Consider the following 16,906-nt stretch of genomic DNA (forward strand, 5'->3'; position numbering starts at 1 on the left):
CCCCATGAAAACCAGGTTAATAATCTCACGTCTTATATTGGCCTCTATTCTTTCAACCACATCAACAATGATCAACAGTGCACCATCTGAGAATGGCGCCGGCACATCATCATTCATGATTGAAGGATTCGACAAACTGTTTGAACAGTCATCTCAAACCACCAATGGTGTGTCCATACAAGCTGAAGATGATCCGGGTAAAGCTTTTGTCCGGGAGTTAAGCAGTATCACAGAACAAGAGTTGCAGGCCGCCGGAAACAACCAATCTGCTACCGCCACAGAACTCGCGAGTAATTTTCCTGAACAGAGCCGGGATAATATGCAGCGGATATTCAACATTGCGCTTTATGTTCAAAAGCGTATTGAAAAAGCAGCAAAAGTTCCTGAAGGTGACATCGCCACTGCCACAGCTTCATTTCTCTACGGTATCTGGTCTGCTTATAACGAAGGCGCTGAGATTCCAGAAGAGAATCTTCTCGAATTGCATAAACAAGTAGGTGAACTGATATCGGCAAACGAAGCATTAAGCAAAGGTATTCAAAACGCAAATCTCTCCCAACGACAGAAACTCTACGAATATCTCTCTATGACTGGCAACTGGATGGTGATGTTTCAAGATACTTTCAGTAAAAAACCTGATCAGAATACTATTAATAACATTAAAGGTTTAGCCAAAGAACTATTACAGGCAAGCTTTAAAATAGATGTTGAAAAGCTACATATCAGCCAAGAGGGTAAGCTCTCTTTACTGTAATCTTCCTCTATCAAAAAACAGCTCAAGATTAACCATCAAATGGCCCTACCCTTCAATGAATAATTTGTCGGGTAAGGAACCTTTGTACTCACTCTTAAGAATTAGCCATTCAATATCACTCACGGCTGATCCATTAACGCTCCTTCTCTTCAGAAAAGCTAAAAAGCCCCTCCCCCCTTGATGGGAGGTTACGCACTGTAGGGTGCGGCCCTGCCGCACCATCACCACTGCAAACAAACACCACCTTTGGTACAGCAGGGTCGCAACCGACGCTCGATATAGGTTTTTGTCAGCATCATCTTGAAATTGCTCAGCAGGAATTATCCTATTAGTTTATATGGTAATATCACTCATCGACCAATATTTAGTCCTGTTAACAGGCCCTAGATTAAAACAATCAGATGCAGGCTCACTGCAGTAGTAAGTGATCCAATTGGTCACCATATTAATAGCATTAAAGACAAACTCGAATATGCAAAAAGTGACCATACTTGTTGATGTACAAAACATTTACTACACAACCAAACAGGCTTATAGACATAACTTTAACTACAATGAGTTCTGGAAACAGGTCTCTTCCAACAGAGAGGTAATCAATGCGATAGCCTACACCTGTGACAAAGGCGACCAAAAGCAGAAACAGTTCCAGAACATTCTTAAAGCGATCGGTTTTGAGGTAAAACTCAAACCCTATATCCAGAGATCTGATGGGTCAGCTAAATGTGATTGGGACGTCGGCATAACTGTAGATGCAATGGAGTGTGCAGAAGAATCTGACATAGTCGTATTGGCATCCGGAGATGGCGATTTCGATTTATTGGCAAAAAGATTAGTTGCCGCTTATGGCTGCTTCGTAGAGGTCTATGGTGTTCCCCAGCTAACTGCAGCATCGCTAATCAATTCCGCATCAAATTATATACCTATCGAGGGTAGCCTGCTGTTGAGCAAGTGATATTTTGCATTCATTGCAACCTTTTTGCGCACCCTTTCTCCTATCTTTGGTTTCATGAATTTCATATATAAAGGATCAGTTGTGGATATTTTACATATTCCTTTTATTAAAAAGGTTGGTCTAAAGAAAAATTGTAACGGAGCACTAACGCTCCCTTTTAACGAAACAGTTATAAATCACATACAAACCATTCATGCAAGTGCACTCTATGCTCTCGCAGAAGCAGCCAGTGGAGAACTTCTACAAAATCTCTTCCCAGACCTTGTTGGTAAAGTTCTACCTGTAGTAAGAGACGCTCAAATTAAATACAAACGTCCAGCAACAAAGCCAATAACTGCATATCCAAGAGTAGATGAAGAGGCAATTGAAAAATTTACCGGGCAGCTTGAAAGGAAGGGGCGTTCGATAATAAAAGTTGATGTAGAAATAAAGGATAGTGAAAATATTACAGCTTGTGTCGGATCATTCAGCTGGTATGTACAAAGCCTGCAGGACAAAACCTAGCATACCTTACGTACCGAGATATCAAAAATCTGTAGGGTGGGGCCCTGCCCCACCATTGAGGTTCGAAAATGGGATCAGCTGACTTGTTGTTTACTCAATATCTATACTATCCATCCACAAGCAGTGGATTTCCAACCCCTTTTGGTGGGGCTGGGCCCCACCCTACGCTTGAGGCAAGGATTGCGCCTTACATCAACCTTATGCTGCGGGGGGGAGGTTGTGAGGCAGTACAAAGCCTGCAGGATAAAACCTAGGGAACCTTTCGTACCGAGATATCAAAAATCTGTAGGGTGGGGCCATGCCCCACCATTGAGGTTCGAAAATGGGATCAGCTGACTTGTTGTTTACTCAATATCTATACTATCCATCCTCAAGCAGTGGATTTCCAACCCCTTTTGGTGGGGCTGGGCCCCACCCTACGCTTGAGGCAAGGATTGCGCCTTACATCAACCTTATGCTGCGGGGGGGAGGTTGTGAGGCAGTGCAAAGCCTGCAGGATAAAACCTAGGGAACCTTTCAAACTCAATCCGCAGCATTCTGAAATTGATGGGCAACAGGCATTGATATCCTTACAAGGTCCCCACGGCTATATTTCCCCCGCTTGGTACAGCAGCCCAGGCGTCCCCACCTGGAACTATCAGGCTGTTCATATCTATGGGGAGTGTAGATGTTTCAGGATGCCAGGGAGCTTCAGCAGGTTATCGAGGCCCTTACCAAGAAACATGAATCAGCTTTTGGGAGCCCTTGGACGCCTGAATACAGCACTTCAATGTTGCAGGCTGTGGTTGGTGTCGAAGTCTCGATCAGGGAGGTCCAATGTAAGTACAAAATGAGCCAAAATCGCTCGAATCATGATCAATTACAAATAATAGGGCAATTAAGAGCCCAGGGATCACACAAACTTGCTGAAGCCATGGAGCAAAATGTGTTATAACTGCGCTCAGGAGGGGATCGCGCGTATTGCGTGCTCTTCAACGCCGTTTACAGCGGAAAATGTATACAGAGCAAGAATGTGACCAAGTTAGCTTAAAAGTTACTTATTCGCATACAATCTACACCCGAAGAGAAAGGCAGAAAGTCAATGAGTCAAGGTACAGTAAAGTGGTTTAACGCAGACAAAGGTTTTGGTTTTATTACCCCTGATGATGGTGGTAAGGATTTGTTTGTTCACCATTCTGAAATCCAAAATGATGGCGGCTACGCCACTTTGAAAGATGGCCAGAAAGTTGAATACATTGTAGGTCAGGGTCAAAAAGGTCCTTGCGCTACAAAAGTAAAAGAGATCTAAGCCGATCGACAATTACCATGCTGTGGTGATCAAAGCCAGGTTTAAGATGCTCTTAAACAGTGCTGTATCAAAATAGCAGGGTAATTTGTTTCGCAGGAGCAATCTGTAACAACACGGAAGTTGTAATAACATGAGCCTGTCAATTTATAGTGATCTTGTAGTTTACTTCCGTAATAACGCTGTATGCCCCTTTGTGAAAGTGAATTTGGTGTGCAGTAAAGATCACAACTCCTGCCAAACATTGAATATCACTGTCAATTGATACTAAATCAACTCATCAATTGACTGATATTTCCTGTGTGTCTTTTGCCATTCCATGATGACTCACCACTTCTCAGTGGTACATCATAGCGGCAAGGATATAGTCAGAAGCCAGATAAATAACATGCCAGTAAGTGCTTTTTTTTCAGCACGTTAAGCCAGCCCGGCAAGCGTTTTCACCGCCTATTCTTGGCGCAAAACGGATTGTGCGGGCTGTCTTTTTTATCTCAATCGCCCACTTCATCTGTTACATATACCAACGTCGGCATACCCACTATAAATTGTGGTTATAAACCTTTTCAGAGACACAGAGCAGCTTATTGCTTTTGAGCCAGCTCGCTAAGCCCCCTTATAATCCGGCCAGGGCGCAAGGGAAGCGGCCCAGGCTGGGCCAATGACTCGGCTGACGACGGCAGCACTGACTCTGACTGTAGATAGTGAAAAAGCTGTCCGCCATGGTTTTGCTCAACCACCATCACTTTGCTCACCCCCCGAAGGGCCTGGAGTAGCTGTTCGCGCTGTAGCGGGGCAAGAAGGCGTATCGCAATCACTTTGACTTTTTCCCCCTGCTGCAGAAGGTTCTCAGCAGCCTCTTTTACTGCGCCAGTAGAAGAACCCCAGGTAATCAAGCAGGTGTCACCTTCACCTGAGATTTCAGCCCAGTAGTCACCAAAATCGAAATCTATCAACTTGTGCAGTCGTTTGTTCAACTGCTGGCGATGATCACTCGCCATGCTCGAAGGGGTTCCCCGGTCATTATGCTCGAGGCCATCAGCGGTATACATGCCTCCCGCAGTTCCCGGCAGGCTCATGGGTGAAACATTTTCAGCAGCAAGCTGGTAACGTCGGTAGTCATCACCTGGCGTATCAGCAATCGATCGCTGCAGGGGCAACTCAATGTTCTCAGGTGCTTCAATGATGGCTTGGGATTGCCCCAATGACTGATCAGAGAGCACCAGAGAGATTGTCTGCAGGTGTTCAGAGAGCTGCACCGCCCACTGGGTTGTAAAAACTGCATCCCGTATCGAGAGTGGCGCGAGCACCAGGTGAGGCGCATCACCATGCAGCCCATACAGCGCAATATTCAGGTCAGATTGTTCTGATTTAGTGGGAATCCCCGTGGATGGACCGCCACGCATAACATTGATAACGGTAACTGGCGTCTCACTCACCAATGCCAAACCCAGCCCCTCCACCATCAAGCTAAGTCCCGGCCCAGAGGTCGCGGTCAACGAGGGCACGCCACCAAAGGAAGAGCCTATGATCATATTGATCGAAGCAAGTTCATCCTCTGCTTGTAGCAGTGAACCACCTACTTTTTCCAATCTCGGAGCCAACCATTCGAGAATTTCACTCGCCGGAGTAATGGGATAAGCGGCGACAAACCTTATACCGCCGCGTAGAGCGCCAAGCCCACAGGCCTGATTACCGGTAATACTCCATCGATCGGGTTGCTTACCTGGTGCTTTGCTTTGTTTCTGGGGACGCTTGTCATGATTGAATCCCAACTCAAGGGCGCGCAGTGCACTCTCAACAACTTTCGGTTGTTTCGTATGTAATACCTGCCGCACACTCTCTTCCATAGCTTCCAGTGGTAGCCCGCACACAACAGCAGCAGCCCCCAGTGCCACCATATTGATGCGTCCGTCCGGCAGTCCTGAAGCAAAGGTTTTAAAGGGAATCTCTCGAATTTCAGCACCATTACTGCGTAGCAGAGCTGGTACCTCGCCCGCCTTGGGATCACAGAGTATGAGGCTTTTATCTGAGAGGGGAATTTCATCAGCAAAACGTTCGATATTGAGCCAATCAAGTGCTACCAGCAGGTCATACTGATCCCCCATAGAATCGACGGGCATAGGACCATATCGCACCATAGCCGCCGATTCACCACCTCTTATCTGAGGTCCTGCCGAACGGGTCATCAAGCCTTGAAATCCACATTGGGCCGCTGCTTCAAGAAGGATACGACCTGCAGTAACAGCACCACTGCCACCAGAACCGGTTATGGCAACAGAGTAGAGTTTGGGCTCTGCAGCGGATTGTTGGCTATTCATTGATGATGAGCACCTCTATCCTGCGATTACTTTTGCGACCAATCTCGGTCTCGTTATTTGCCACCGGGCGAGACTCACCATAACCGATTGCAGTTAAGCTGGTTCTCTCGATCCCACCTACCTTCTCCAGGAAGGAGGCTACAGTCTTAGCACGCTGTTGTGATAGATCTCGATTATTTTCATCCCCCCCTGTTGAATCGGTATGCCCGGAAACCACTACATCAGGGCTGGGGAAGGACTTTATCGCCGTCACGATCTTATCCAAAAGGGCAAAGTTTTCTGATTGGATATCGCTTCCTCCACTGGGGAAGTTAAAGCCTCTCAATTCAAGCAATATGTTGTGTCCCTGACGATAGACATTGGCCTCCTCGGCAGAGAACAGATCCTGAATCTTATCGAAGCGTGCTTGTGCCTCCTGATTTTGACGCTCTACTGTGGCCAAACGGGTCTCCAGATCGATCCTGGTGGCCAATTCCGCCTCTCTCAAGTCGGCTAAATGGGCCAGTTTGCCCTTTAGCGCACTCACCACTTCATGATTGGGGAGGTCAAAAGGTAAGGCCTCATCTGATGCTTCATTGATTTCAGCCAGCTGCTTTTGATACCACAAGATAGTATCTTCGGATGAGTACTCTCTTCGATCAAACTCTTTGATCAGTTCGGTGATTTCAATACTTCTTCTTGCCTGTTTACTCGCCTCAAGTGCGTGGCTCTTAGCCTTTTCCCGGTGAGTCCGATTTGTTTCCAGTACTGCGATGGCAAACGCGAGCTCCTCCCGGGCCATTTTTAACGTCTTGGGTGCATATTCATCCGCTTCGCTGTGTACTGCTTGAGAGATGTCATATCGTGCGTTTTCTGTTGCATCCTGCTTCAGGGCTTCCAGTTCGATCTCCGCATAGCCCTCCAACATTTCAGGGCGCCACTTCTTAGCGGCCTCGATATCGCCCTGCTCTACCTGTTCAGAGGCCAGTCGCAACTTATTCTCAAGCTCATTAAAGCGATCTTCCAACATACTGTCTGCGCCAGCTGCTATTGCCAGTCGTCGCGCTTCGATGACTTCACGCATCAGCTCCTTTGTCAGAATGGCATCCGCTTCGGCCTTGTTGAGAATTTCACGGCCTTCAGCAAGGGTTTTTGTGAGTTGAGTATCTTTCTTTGAGCGACCAAGTGAAATAGCTCGCTGCAGTTTTTTCTCTGCTTGTTGAAATCCCTGTGGCGCAAGATTGTATAGTCCATTCTGCTTATCTTCAGCTAATCTGGACTTGAAGGCGGATATCTCACCATAGGTTTCTATAACCTGATATTCCGAAAGGGTTGGTGCGGTGGTACAACCAAAAAAGAGCTGACTCAAAATGATGAGAGAAGCACATCTCTGTAAAAGCGTCATAGCTTACATCTCCAGGGAATTCCAAGCATCAAGGAGGCTATACAGGTAAACATTTTACCTCTCTGAGCATTTTCTAAAGGCATCATATCACTGCCTTAGACCGACCGCGATTCCTGCTACAACAAGTGATTCCTCTACCAGTCAAGCTCAGCAAGCCAGAGACGTAGTCTAAGTGTCAATTCAGGGGTATAGCCCACTGAAACAAATCTGATATTGTGATCTTTATCGATAATGAAGCTGGTAGGCAGGCCTTTCACTCGCCAGAGCGAAGATAGCTTGCCACTTGGATCGTTTATGGTTTTAAAACCCAACTCGTGCTCTTTCAGATAGTCACTGACCTCCTGATCTGACCCTGACTGCATTGCCACAGTCAACACCGAGTGATCTTCAGACAACTGATCAATGGTGGAATTCTCCACCTTGCATACCGGACACCAGGTAGCCCAGAAGTGTAGCAGTACAGGTCCATCCGTATAGGAGGTCAAATCCACAGGCAAGCCATTCAGGGTATTCGCCATCAGTGTCGGGGCCACCCCTTCCACCAGGTTACGGGTTTGCCAGAGATGGATCAGAAACAGGATCAGAACAAATCCGGCTAACTGCAATGTCCAACTCGTCAATCGACGACGCAACGGTTGCTTAGCTGACTTCTCCTGTTTCGCCATGAGACATCCATCAAACGCTAAGCAGTAAATTCACGATTATTCCCGTTCCTCTATCCAGGCAGCCTGGATGGCTTCCAAAATTTTCTCACCCGAGTGGTGTGGATCATCATCAAACTCATCCAATGCAATGACCCAGGCTCGCAGATCAACAAAATTGATGGTGAGGGGATCAACTTCCGGATAGGTTTCGTCGAGTTCAATGGCAATATTGATGCTATCAACCCATTTTAAGCCCATGACAATCTCCTAATCAGTGAATCAGTGGTGCTCAGATACCATGTTGATGGTGTACTTGGGTATCTCGATCACCAGATCTTCTTCGCCTACTGTTGCCTGACAGCTCAAGCGGGATTCGGGTTCAAGCCCCCAGGCTTTATCCAGCATATCCTCTTCCATCTCTTCAGCCTCCTGCAAAGAGTCAAAGCCTTCACGCACGATGACATGGCAGGTTGTACAGGCACAGGACTTTTCACAGGCATGTTCAATCTCTATACCGTTCTTCAACGCGGCATCGCAGATCGTTACTCCCGGCTCTACATCGATTGCCGCCCCTTCAGGGCAGATCTCTTCATGGGGTAGAAAGATGACTTGAGGCATACGGCTTCCTATAACTTCTATTCGAATTCATCGACACTGTGCCCTGACATGGCCTGCTGAATACTTTGATTCATGCGTCTTTCCACGTAGAAACCACAGCTTTTTTCGAGCTCTGCAATCTGCTTCTTGATCTGCTCCAGGCTTCCTTCCTGTCGCACACTCTGCAGGGATGAGAGCGCTTCATTCACCTGTTGAAGTTCACTATCATTGAGCAGCTTGCGCCCATCTTCAGCCAAAGCTGCCTGCAGGGCCTCGATCACCCGTTCAGCTTCGACCTGCTGCTCTCTAAGGCTTCGTGCCTGCTTATCCTCGCTGGCATGCGCGATGGAGTCGCGCAACATGGTTTCGATCTCCTGATCTGTCAGACCATAGGAGGGTTTCACCTCGATATTTGCTTGCACACCACTACTCTGCTCGACAGCACTGACACTCAGCAATCCATCCGCATCTACGGCGAATGTTACTCTGATTCGCGCAGCACCAGCCACCATCGGTGGGATACCGCGTAACTCAAACCGGGCCAGTGAACGACAATCTGCTATCAGCTCACGCTCACCCTGAACCACATGGATTGCCATTGCCGTCTGACCATCTTTGAAAGTGGTGAACTCCTGGGCTCTGGCTACTGGAATGGTTGTATTCCGGCTGATCAGTTTTTCGCTCAAACCGCCCATGGTTTCGATACCCAATGAGAGAGGAATCACATCCAGCAACAACATCTCATCGCCAGGCTTGTTACCTACCAGGATATCCGCCTGAATCGCAGCACCCACTGCCACCACCCGGTCAGGATCAATATCGACCAGTGGCTCGGTTTTAAATAGTTCACCTACCCGTTCCCTTACCCGTGGCACTCTGGTGGAGCCACCGACCATAACGACTTCATTGACCTCTTCAACGGTTACGCCTGCATCCCTCAAAGTACGGCGACAGGCCATCAGGCTCTTTGTCACCAGCGGATCGATCAACTCGTTGAACTGCGCTCGAGATAACATGCCCCGCCACTCGTCTCCCTGCTCAAGCGTTATAGCGATCTCAGTCTCATCACGCTCTGTAAGGGCCTCTTTGGCGTTGCAGGCTGCCAGCATCAGTCGTTTGATCATTGAGTGACCTAAATCCTCATTGATACCCGCCTGCTGCATAATCCATTCTGCCAGATTGCGGTCGAAGTCATCCCCGCCCAGGGCAGAGTCACCACCGGTGGCCAGGACTTCGAATACGCCCTTGTTGAGTCTGAGAATTGAGATGTCAAATGTACCCCCTCCCAGATCGTAAATTGCATGTATCCCTTCAGCCCCTTTATCCAAGCCATAGGCGACTGCAGCTGCTGTTGGTTCATTGAGCAGTCTTAATACATGCAGACCTGCAAGTTTTGCGGCATCTTTTGTCGCCTGGCGCTGCGCCTCATCGAAATAGGCGGGAACGGTGATCACTACCCCTTCAAGCTCGCCACCAAGGGTTTGCTCGGCCCGTTCGGAGAGTTGTTTGAGCACCTCAGAAGAGACTTCCACAGGCGAGATATCCCCGGCATCTGTCTGTATGCGGGGAACAGTGCCCCCCTCATCCACGAACCGGTAGGGTAACTGGCTACCCAGTGTCTTGATATCGCTTAAACCCCGGCCGATCAGCCGTTTAGCTGATGAGATAGTATTGAGGGGATCATCCACCTCTGAGCGCTTCGCTTCATAGCCCACCAGCACAGCTGCTTTCTGATATTGCACAACTGAGGGCAGCAGATGACGCCCCTGATCATCCGGCAAAGTTTCAGCCTGACCACTACGTACACTGGCAACCAATGAGTTGGTGGTGCCGAGATCGATGCCCGCTGAAAGGCGGTGCTGATGAGGTGCCTCGGCCTGACCAGGCTCAGCAATCTGAAGAAGTGCCATCTATCGCATTCCACTCAATTCAATTGATCTTCCAATTCTGCCTCCACACTCTCAGTTTCAGTGCGAAGCTTTTGCAGGAACCGCATTTTTCTCAATGTTTCACGGGCCTCTTCCAACTGCTCTTCGTTCGGCGTTTCAAACTGAACCGCCATCTGAGCAACCAGATCGGTAATCTGCTTATTTATGCGACTGCTCAAATCGAGCAGGGACTCATAGGGACCAGAGGAATCTCTAAGGCTTTCCAACTCCTCTCGCAACTCCATCTGTTGCATGAGAAAGGCCATATCCTGGGTCGATTCATTCTGTACATCCATCTCGATCCCATGCAGCGTAAGCAGATAGGCAGCCCGAGCGACCGGATCCTTGAGGGTTTCAAAGGCCTCATTGATCAAGGACGCACCCTGCACAGAGAGCCTTCTCTCCTGCTCTGTACCATTGGCATAACGATCGGGATGTACAACCCGTTGTAAATCACGATAGCGATCAGCCAGGGATGTGGTGTCCACAATGTATCCCACGGGCAAACCGAAGAGGTCAAAATAGTTTTTCGAAAAATCCAGCATATCGAAAAAACGGCCGCCCAAGAGCAGCCGTCCCAGATCCTGTGTTATGAAGTATTAAACTGTGAAGCTCTCACCACAACCACATTCGCCGCTCGCATTAGGGTTGTTGAACTTGAAGCCTTCGTTAAGACCTTCCCTGGCATAATCGACTTCAGTTCCGTCCAGGTAGACAAGACTCTTTGGATCGATGATGACCTTGACGCCCCGCTCTTCAAATACCTGGTCTTCATCCTGAAGTTCATCTACGAACTCGATTTCGTAGGCCATGCCGGAACATCCTGAGGTACGCACACCTAGACGAATCCCAATGCCCTTGCCTCGATTATCAAGAAAGGTTCTGACACGCTTTGCTGCGGCTTCTGTGATAGTAATGCCCATATCTATACTCTATCAGATCGGTACTCAGGGGTGCCGGGATTATTTCTCTTTCTTGTCAGAATAGTCTTTGATCGCCGCCTTAATCGCATCTTCAGCCAACACTGAGCAGTGCACTTTTACTGGCGGTAGAGCCAACTCCTCGGCAATTTCTGAATTCTTGATCTCTTGAGCCTGCTCCAGGGTTTTACCCTTGACCCACTCAGTCAGCAGACTGCTTGATGCAATGGCAGAACCACAACCGTAGGTTTTAAAGCGGGCATCTTCGATCACACCGCTATCGTTGACTTTGATTTGAAGACGCATTACATCACCACATGCCGGAGCACCTACCATACCGGTGCCGACTTGGTTGTCATCTTTGTCGAAGGCACCCACGTTACGTGGATTTTCGTAATGGTCCAGGACCTTGTCACTGTATGCCATAGTCTAACCTCTGAATGAAGCGGTCAATGGGCCGCCCATTGAATAGATTTCAGGTCGATTCCATCCTTGAACATCTCCCACAACGGCGACAACTCACGTAGTCGCTCAACCTCGGTACGGATCTTATTGATCGCGTAGTCCACCTCTTCCACGGTGGAGAATCGTCCCAGAGTAAAACGGATAGAACTGTGTGCAAGTTCATCCTCTCGCCCCAGGGCGCGTAGTACATAACTTGGCTCCAGACTCGCAGATGTACATGCGGAACCTGAAGAGACCGCCAGATCTTTGAGTGCCATAATCAGGGATTCACCCTCGACAAACGCAAAACTGACGTTCAAATTACCAGCGACACGGCTGTTCTCATCGCCATTCAGATAGACCTCTTCCATGTCCCGAATACCATCCCACAGGCGTTGACGAAGGCCAATTATACGCTCATTTTCAGCAGCCATCTCTTGTTTCGCGATACGGAATGCCTCACCCATACCGACAATCTGGTGAGATGCCAAGGTTCCTGAGCGCATGCCTCGCTCATGTCCACCACCATGTGTCTGGGCCTCCAGACGAACCCTGGGTTTGCGCCTGACATACAGCGCGCCTATGCCTTTCGGTCCATAGATCTTGTGTGCGGAAAAGGACATCAGATCGACTTTCAGCTTTTCCAGGTCGATAGGTACCTTTCCAGCGCTCTGCGCGGCATCCACATGGAACAGGATCTTCCGTTCACGGGTCAGTTCACCGATCGCTTCTATATCCTGAATCACACCAATTTCGTTGTTAACATGCATTAGAGATACCAGAATGGTGTCATCCCTCAGGGACAACTCCAGCTTCTTCATATCAATCAAACCGTTTGGTTCTGGATCGAGATAGGTAATCTCATAACCATGTCGTTCCAGTTGCCGACAGGTATCAAGGACAGCTTTATGCTCTGTCTTACAGGTTACGATATGGCGGCCTTTCTTAGCATAGAATTCAGCAACACCTTTAATGGCAAGATTATTTGATTCGGTGGCACCAGAGGTCCATACAATCTCTTTCGGATCAGCATGAACCAGATCGGCTACATCCCGCCGTGATTTGGTAACTGCCTCATCCGCTGCCCAACCGAAGGCATGAGAACGGGATGCGGGATTACCAAAAGTACCATCCTGCGTGAGATAGCTGCACATAATCTCTGCCACACGAGGATCAACCGGTGTGGTCGCTGAATAGTCCATGTAAATGGGTAACTTCATCTCAAACTCCGACATTCGAACTTATCAGACCCCGGCTGGGCCACTGGATATGTCTGTCATGGCGATATCCATTGCCGAAGCGGCGGGATCTTGCTCCGGTTGCTCCTGGCGTTGAGCAACCTCTCTTACAGCCTGACGATCCATCAAGTCCTGGAGGCTGATTTTATTCAGATAACCATATATCTGATTACTCAGATCGGACCATAGATCATGTGTCAGGCAACGTTCGTTGTTCTGACAATTGTGGGCGCCATTGCAGCGGGTGGTATCTATATTCTCATCGACAGCTGAAATCACTTCACCGACATAGATCTCATCCGCACTGCGACCAAGACTGTAACCGCCTCCCGGCCCACGAACGCTGGCAACCAGTGACTTTTTGCGCAGCCTTGAGAATAGTTGCTCCAAGTAAGAGAGAGATATGCCCTGCCGTTGGGCGATGTCAGCCAGAGTTATCGGTCCCTCGCCAAAATGCAGAGAGAGATCCAACATCGCAGTCACCGCGTAGCGGCCTTTAGTGGTAAGCTTCACTTCATCAGCTCCGTGAATATTTTCAAATGCTAATATACATTCCCAACCAAAATAGTCAAGATTATGCCACCCTGATCATTCGGTGGTTTTCCCATCTTCAGTAGCCTCATCATCGAGCTTTTTCAGCTCTTCAGCCGTGGAGATGATTTCACAGGAATCGAGATCCGGTAATTTTGACTCATCCTCATCAATTCCCAATTTCTTCATTGCTTCACACATCGATTGCATCTTTGTGTCCATGACGTGAATATGATCCAACATGCAGTTGATCGCATGGGCTACAGGATCTGTTGCGTCCTTGGTTGCACCATAAGCATCAAAACCGATTTTCTTTGCAATCTCTTCCCTGTGGCCGTTCTCTTCCTGCTTTCTGGGTGTAATGAGTTTACCGGGGACACCCACTACTGTTGCACCTTCTGGTACGTCTTTGACGACCACTGCATTGGAGCCAATCCTCGCCCCCTCGCCTATTTCGATCGGGCCTAAAACCTTGGCACCTGCACCCACAACAACATTATTGTTGAGGGTTGGATGTCGTTTACCCTTTTCCCAACTCGTTCCCCCCAGCGTCACGCCATGATAGAGGGTACAATCGTCGCCAATCACCGCTGTCTCGCCAATCACCACGCCCATACCATGATCGATAAAAAAACGTCTACCAATCACTGCGCCTGGATGGATCTCAATACCGGTCAGTAGCCTGGCCAGATTGGAGACTATCCTTGCAAGCCATTTAAGACCCAGATTCCACAACTTATGAGAGAGGCGGTGAAACATCACCGCATGAACACCCGGGTAGGTAGTAATGACCTCCAAAGTGTTTCGGGCAGCAGGATCACGCTCAAAAACACTCTGGATATCCTCTTTCCAGCGTGAGACTTTTACTCCTGATTTATCCAACTGCTTACCTACGACTGATTTTGCTTGAGATGACTGAAACTCTGGATAGAGTCATTAATGGCATATCACCAAAACACCACCAGAACCGCATTCGCCCTGATCCCGTCTTTCCAATCCCACCATGGACTCGATCCCGAATTGGAAATGACTCTATTAAACATAATGGTGGCATGAGGGAAGCAGATTATCCACAATCCCGCATAAATTACTAGGGTATTAATCAATGAACCGGCAGGCAAGCGCCATTAGACTTTCTAAGTGACTGTAATTTATAGAATAGTGTTTTCTTGATCAGCATGACAGCCCGCCACAAAGAGAGCGCCATCAGCGGCGCATCGATTTTCGCCCCTGCATAGCGCTCAGAATACCCCTGAGGATATTCACCTCATCTTTGTCCAGGCGCGCCCGCTGGAACATACTGCGTAGGCGTCTCAGGAGTTTTTCCGATTGCCTTGTATCGGTAAACCCGATGTCATCCAATGATTGCTCAAGGTGATTATGGAAGCTTTGAAGCATATCTGCGGTCGCCAGATCCCGTTGAGGCTGTTGCTCAACCTCCTCTCCTTGCAGGGATGCCAGATAGACCTCGTAACTCAATACCTGAACCGCAGCACCCAGATTGAGCGAACTGTAGGCCTCGTTGGTTGGAATATGTACCAGGAAAGTACAGCGATCCAGCTCACTATTCGTTAATCCTGACCGCTCCCGGCCAAATACTAATGCCACTTCTCCCTCCTGAGACTCCTCTACCAGTTTAGAGGCTGCCTCTCTGGGTGAAACCACTGGCCAATTAACTGTTCGCGCTCTTGCACTGGTTCCAACCACCAGCCGACAACCCAGCAACGCCTCATCGAGAGAGTTGACTACACGGGCATCATTTAGCAGATCATCTGCCCCAGAAGCACGGGAAGTGGCTTCAGCATCGGGAAATTGCAGTGGATTTACCAGATAGAGCTGTTTCAGGCACATGTTTTTCATTGCTCTGGCCACAGCGCCTATATTGCCTGGATGACTGGTATCCACCAGTACGATTCGGATATTGTTCAGCATAGCTGCGCAAGGGTACCCGATATGGGATCCGGATTGTAGTAAGAGGAATCTGTCTCAAATAATGCTCTGCGATTCAAGCCGGACTCACTTTAAATCGACACCGCTGGGAATCAGAATCGTGTTGATCTAAAGCAGCGAGACAAAGCAATGGCTATTCCCAATCAGTAAAGGGAGATTTTGAATAAATGGTTTATCCTGCCTGCGACATGCTGTATCCTCGCCGGCCATGAATCCTATGGTAAACATCGCAGTTCGTGCGGCCCGCGAGGCCAGTCGAGTCATCACTCGGAATTTCAACCGTATCGACCGTCTGACCATAACTGACAAGGGCAGTAACGATTTCGTCACCGAGGTGGACCGCAATGCCGAAGCGGCCATTATCAACGTATTGCGAGAGAAGTTTCCCAGCCATGCCATCCTTGCAGAAGAGAGTGGTAGCCACTCTGGTGATGAGTATCAATGGATCATCGATCCACTTGATGGCACCACCAATTTTCTGCACGGTTTCCCCCAATTTGCCATTTCAATTGCGCTAAAGGTCAAAGGACGCCTGGAACTCGGCGTGATCTACGATCCGATCAGCGAAGAGATGTACACTGCCAGCCGGGGAGAAGGCGCTTTGCTGAATGACCATAAGATCCGGGTCGCAAACCGCAAGAGTCTTGACGGCGCTCTACTAGGTACAGGCCTGCCCTATCGTGACTTCAGGTTTGAAGAGAATTACATGGGTATGCTTCGGGATCTGATCAAAGATAGCGCCGGCATTCGTCGCCCAGGATCGGCAGCACTCGATTTTGCCTATTTGGCGGCCGGCCGTACCGACGGCTTCTGGGAACTGGGACTCAGTGAATGGGATTTTGCTGCAGGTGCTGTACTGGTGAGAGAAGCTGGTGGCCTGGTGACTGACATTGGAGGTGGTGAACGCTTCCTGGAAACCGGCAATGTGATTGCTGGCAATGTAAAAGTCCACAATGCCATGCTGAGACGGATCCGACCTCATCTAAATGACAAACTTACCGCTTAATTCCCACCCTCAAGAATAAAGTTCACAGATTGCGGACAGTTGCCTGTCCGACCCTCAAGATTAGTCCGCTGCAACCGTTAGATCGGTTGAACCTAAAAAATCAGTTGGCCGCTCCATTCTAATAGCAGGTTTCTGATTTTGTTGAAAAATAGCTTCGACGGTCATGGTCACCTGTTGGGTGAATCACGCTGCCCAACTGATCTTTTTAGGTTAAAGAGAAACTCTAACCAAGTCGGATTATGTGAAATGTTAGAAGAGCTTAAAAAGAAGAAGAGACTCAGTGACCGCGCGCTTGAGCGGGTTATGCGAGATGTTATGAGTGGAATGATGGATGTCTCTCTACAGCTGGGGAAAGAGTGCCTGGAAACACCAACAGCCGGTGTCACACTCATCTCTCACAACAACCAGGAGGAGATGCTTGAAAACAGCGATGAATTGAATAAAAGCTGAT

Annotated in this window: 19 protein-coding genes and 1 pseudogene; 7 read left to right on the plus strand and 13 right to left on the minus strand. The window is 48.6% G+C overall.

Annotation, left to right across the window (positions count from 1 at the left end; genetic code table 11):
* Positions 1-4 precede the first annotated feature (4 nt).
* The 5 genes and pseudogenes from AC4IFB_RS06365 to AC4IFB_RS06385 all read left to right on the plus strand — a co-directional run bounded on the left by AC4IFB_RS06365 (position 5) and on the right by AC4IFB_RS06385 (position 3,498).
* Complete coding sequence (locus tag AC4IFB_RS06365; RefSeq protein WP_490778158.1) at positions 5-754, plus strand: DUF6683 family protein; 750 nt, start codon at positions 5-7, stop codon at positions 752-754.
* 472 nt (positions 755-1,226) lie between these two features.
* Complete coding sequence (locus AC4IFB_RS06370) at positions 1,227-1,706, plus strand: NYN domain-containing protein (RefSeq protein ID WP_490778670.1); 480 nt, start codon at positions 1,227-1,229, stop codon at positions 1,704-1,706.
* An 81-nt stretch (positions 1,707-1,787) separates the two neighbouring features.
* Positions 1,788-2,210 carry a YiiD C-terminal domain-containing protein gene (locus AC4IFB_RS06375; RefSeq protein WP_490778669.1) on the plus strand — a complete coding sequence of 141 codons (423 nt, stop codon included), beginning with the start codon at positions 1,788-1,790 and terminating at the stop codon, positions 2,208-2,210.
* Between the two features lie 473 nt (positions 2,211-2,683).
* Positions 2,684-3,144 (plus strand): annotated as a pseudogene (locus tag AC4IFB_RS06380) (FMN-binding negative transcriptional regulator).
* A gap of 147 nt (positions 3,145-3,291) precedes the next feature.
* Entirely contained in the window at positions 3,292-3,498 is a 207-nt protein-coding gene (locus AC4IFB_RS06385) for a cold-shock protein (RefSeq protein WP_490778668.1), read from the plus strand.
* A gap of 578 nt (positions 3,499-4,076) precedes the next feature.
* On the opposite strand, the gene AC4IFB_RS06390 is transcribed toward AC4IFB_RS06385, so the two are convergent.
* The 13 genes from AC4IFB_RS06390 to trmJ all read right to left on the minus strand — a co-directional run bounded on the left by AC4IFB_RS06390 (position 4,077) and on the right by trmJ (position 15,431).
* Positions 4,077-5,813 carry a 2-oxoacid:acceptor oxidoreductase subunit alpha gene (locus AC4IFB_RS06390; protein ID WP_490779706.1) on the minus strand — a complete coding sequence of 579 codons (1,737 nt, stop codon included), beginning with the start codon at positions 5,811-5,813 and terminating at the stop codon, positions 4,077-4,079.
* Positions 5,806-7,197 carry an OmpA family protein gene (locus AC4IFB_RS06395; RefSeq protein WP_490778666.1) on the minus strand — a complete coding sequence of 464 codons (1,392 nt, stop codon included), beginning with the start codon at positions 7,195-7,197 and terminating at the stop codon, positions 5,806-5,808. Before AC4IFB_RS06395 ends, AC4IFB_RS06390 begins: the two co-directional genes overlap by 8 nt.
* A 134-nt stretch (positions 7,198-7,331) precedes the next feature.
* Positions 7,332-7,862, minus strand: a complete 531-nt coding sequence (locus AC4IFB_RS06400) for a protein disulfide oxidoreductase (RefSeq protein ID WP_490779707.1) — start codon at positions 7,860-7,862, stop codon at positions 7,332-7,334.
* A 36-nt stretch (positions 7,863-7,898) separates the two neighbouring features.
* Entirely contained in the window at positions 7,899-8,099 is a 201-nt protein-coding gene (iscX, locus tag AC4IFB_RS06405) for a Fe-S cluster assembly protein IscX (protein ID WP_490778664.1), read from the minus strand.
* Positions 8,100-8,120: 21 nt separating this feature from the next.
* Positions 8,121-8,459, minus strand: a complete 339-nt coding sequence (gene fdx / locus AC4IFB_RS06410) for an ISC system 2Fe-2S type ferredoxin (protein ID WP_490778663.1) — start codon at positions 8,457-8,459, stop codon at positions 8,121-8,123.
* Between the two features lie 17 nt (positions 8,460-8,476).
* Positions 8,477-10,348 (minus strand): Fe-S protein assembly chaperone HscA, encoded by a 1,872-nt coding sequence (gene hscA, locus AC4IFB_RS06415; RefSeq protein WP_490779708.1) that lies wholly within the window; start codon positions 10,346-10,348, stop codon positions 8,477-8,479.
* A 14-nt stretch (positions 10,349-10,362) separates the two neighbouring features.
* Complete coding sequence (hscB, locus tag AC4IFB_RS06420; protein ID WP_490778661.1) at positions 10,363-10,932, minus strand: co-chaperone HscB; 570 nt, start codon at positions 10,930-10,932, stop codon at positions 10,363-10,365.
* 33 nt (positions 10,933-10,965) lie between these two features.
* The gene (iscA, locus tag AC4IFB_RS06425; RefSeq protein WP_490778660.1) at positions 10,966-11,289 is read right to left on the minus strand and encodes an iron-sulfur cluster assembly protein IscA; all 324 of its coding nucleotides are present in this window, start codon (positions 11,287-11,289) and stop codon (positions 10,966-10,968) included.
* A gap of 39 nt (positions 11,290-11,328) precedes the next feature.
* Positions 11,329-11,712: a Fe-S cluster assembly scaffold IscU gene (iscU, locus tag AC4IFB_RS06430; protein WP_490778659.1), complete on the minus strand. Its 384-nt coding sequence runs from the start codon at positions 11,710-11,712 to the stop codon at positions 11,329-11,331.
* Between the two features lie 23 nt (positions 11,713-11,735).
* Positions 11,736-12,950: an IscS subfamily cysteine desulfurase gene (locus AC4IFB_RS06435; protein ID WP_490778658.1), complete on the minus strand. Its 1,215-nt coding sequence runs from the start codon at positions 12,948-12,950 to the stop codon at positions 11,736-11,738.
* Between the two features lie 24 nt (positions 12,951-12,974).
* Positions 12,975-13,481: a Fe-S cluster assembly transcriptional regulator IscR gene (gene iscR, locus AC4IFB_RS06440; protein WP_490778657.1), complete on the minus strand. Its 507-nt coding sequence runs from the start codon at positions 13,479-13,481 to the stop codon at positions 12,975-12,977.
* A 75-nt stretch (positions 13,482-13,556) separates the two neighbouring features.
* A complete protein-coding gene (cysE, locus tag AC4IFB_RS06445; RefSeq protein WP_490779709.1) occupies positions 13,557-14,381 on the minus strand; it encodes a serine O-acetyltransferase in 825 nt (274 codons plus the stop codon).
* A 324-nt stretch (positions 14,382-14,705) separates the two neighbouring features.
* Positions 14,706-15,431 (minus strand): tRNA (cytosine(32)/uridine(32)-2'-O)-methyltransferase TrmJ, encoded by a 726-nt coding sequence (trmJ, locus tag AC4IFB_RS06450; protein WP_490778655.1) that lies wholly within the window; start codon positions 15,429-15,431, stop codon positions 14,706-14,708.
* Between the two features lie 226 nt (positions 15,432-15,657).
* On the opposite strand from trmJ, the gene AC4IFB_RS06455 reads away from it, so the two are divergent.
* Positions 15,658-16,455 (plus strand): inositol monophosphatase family protein, encoded by a 798-nt coding sequence (locus tag AC4IFB_RS06455; RefSeq protein ID WP_490778654.1) that lies wholly within the window; start codon positions 15,658-15,660, stop codon positions 16,453-16,455.
* A 246-nt stretch (positions 16,456-16,701) separates the two neighbouring features.
* Entirely contained in the window at positions 16,702-16,905 is a 204-nt protein-coding gene (locus AC4IFB_RS06460) for a hypothetical protein (protein ID WP_490779710.1), read from the plus strand.
* Position 16,906 lies beyond the last annotated feature (1 nt).

This window comes from Candidatus Thiodiazotropha sp. AKIB8 (assembly GCF_058244675.1).

Bases quoted from the DNA above. Each gene is read 5' to 3' on its own strand.
- iscA (WP_490778660.1), bottom strand. From the start codon at position 11,289: ATGGGCATTACTATCACAGAAGCCGCAGCAAAGCGTGTCAGAACCTTT.
- hscA (WP_490779708.1), bottom strand. From the start codon at position 10,348: ATGGCACTTCTTCAGATTGCTGAGCCTGGTCAGGCCGAGGCACCTCAT.
- AC4IFB_RS06435 (WP_490778658.1), bottom strand. From the start codon at position 12,950: ATGAAGTTACCCATTTACATGGACTATTCAGCGACCACACCGGTTGAT.
- AC4IFB_RS06385 (WP_490778668.1), top strand. From the start codon at position 3,292: ATGAGTCAAGGTACAGTAAAGTGGTTTAACGCAGACAAAGGTTTTGGT.
- AC4IFB_RS06400 (WP_490779707.1), bottom strand. From the start codon at position 7,862: ATGGCGAAACAGGAGAAGTCAGCTAAGCAACCGTTGCGTCGTCGATTG.
- iscX (WP_490778664.1), bottom strand. From the start codon at position 8,099: ATGGGCTTAAAATGGGTTGATAGCATCAATATTGCCATTGAACTCGAC.
- AC4IFB_RS06455 (WP_490778654.1), top strand. From the start codon at position 15,658: ATGAATCCTATGGTAAACATCGCAGTTCGTGCGGCCCGCGAGGCCAGT.
- AC4IFB_RS06395 (WP_490778666.1), bottom strand. From the start codon at position 7,197: ATGACGCTTTTACAGAGATGTGCTTCTCTCATCATTTTGAGTCAGCTC.
- trmJ (WP_490778655.1), bottom strand. From the start codon at position 15,431: ATGCTGAACAATATCCGAATCGTACTGGTGGATACCAGTCATCCAGGC.
- AC4IFB_RS06370 (WP_490778670.1), top strand. From the start codon at position 1,227: ATGCAAAAAGTGACCATACTTGTTGATGTACAAAACATTTACTACACA.
- AC4IFB_RS06390 (WP_490779706.1), bottom strand. From the start codon at position 5,813: ATGAATAGCCAACAATCCGCTGCAGAGCCCAAACTCTACTCTGTTGCC.
- AC4IFB_RS06365 (WP_490778158.1), top strand. From the start codon at position 5: ATGAAAACCAGGTTAATAATCTCACGTCTTATATTGGCCTCTATTCTT.
- fdx (WP_490778663.1), bottom strand. From the start codon at position 8,459: ATGCCTCAAGTCATCTTTCTACCCCATGAAGAGATCTGCCCTGAAGGG.
- AC4IFB_RS06460 (WP_490779710.1), top strand. From the start codon at position 16,702: ATGTTAGAAGAGCTTAAAAAGAAGAAGAGACTCAGTGACCGCGCGCTT.
- iscU (WP_490778659.1), bottom strand. From the start codon at position 11,712: ATGGCATACAGTGACAAGGTCCTGGACCATTACGAAAATCCACGTAAC.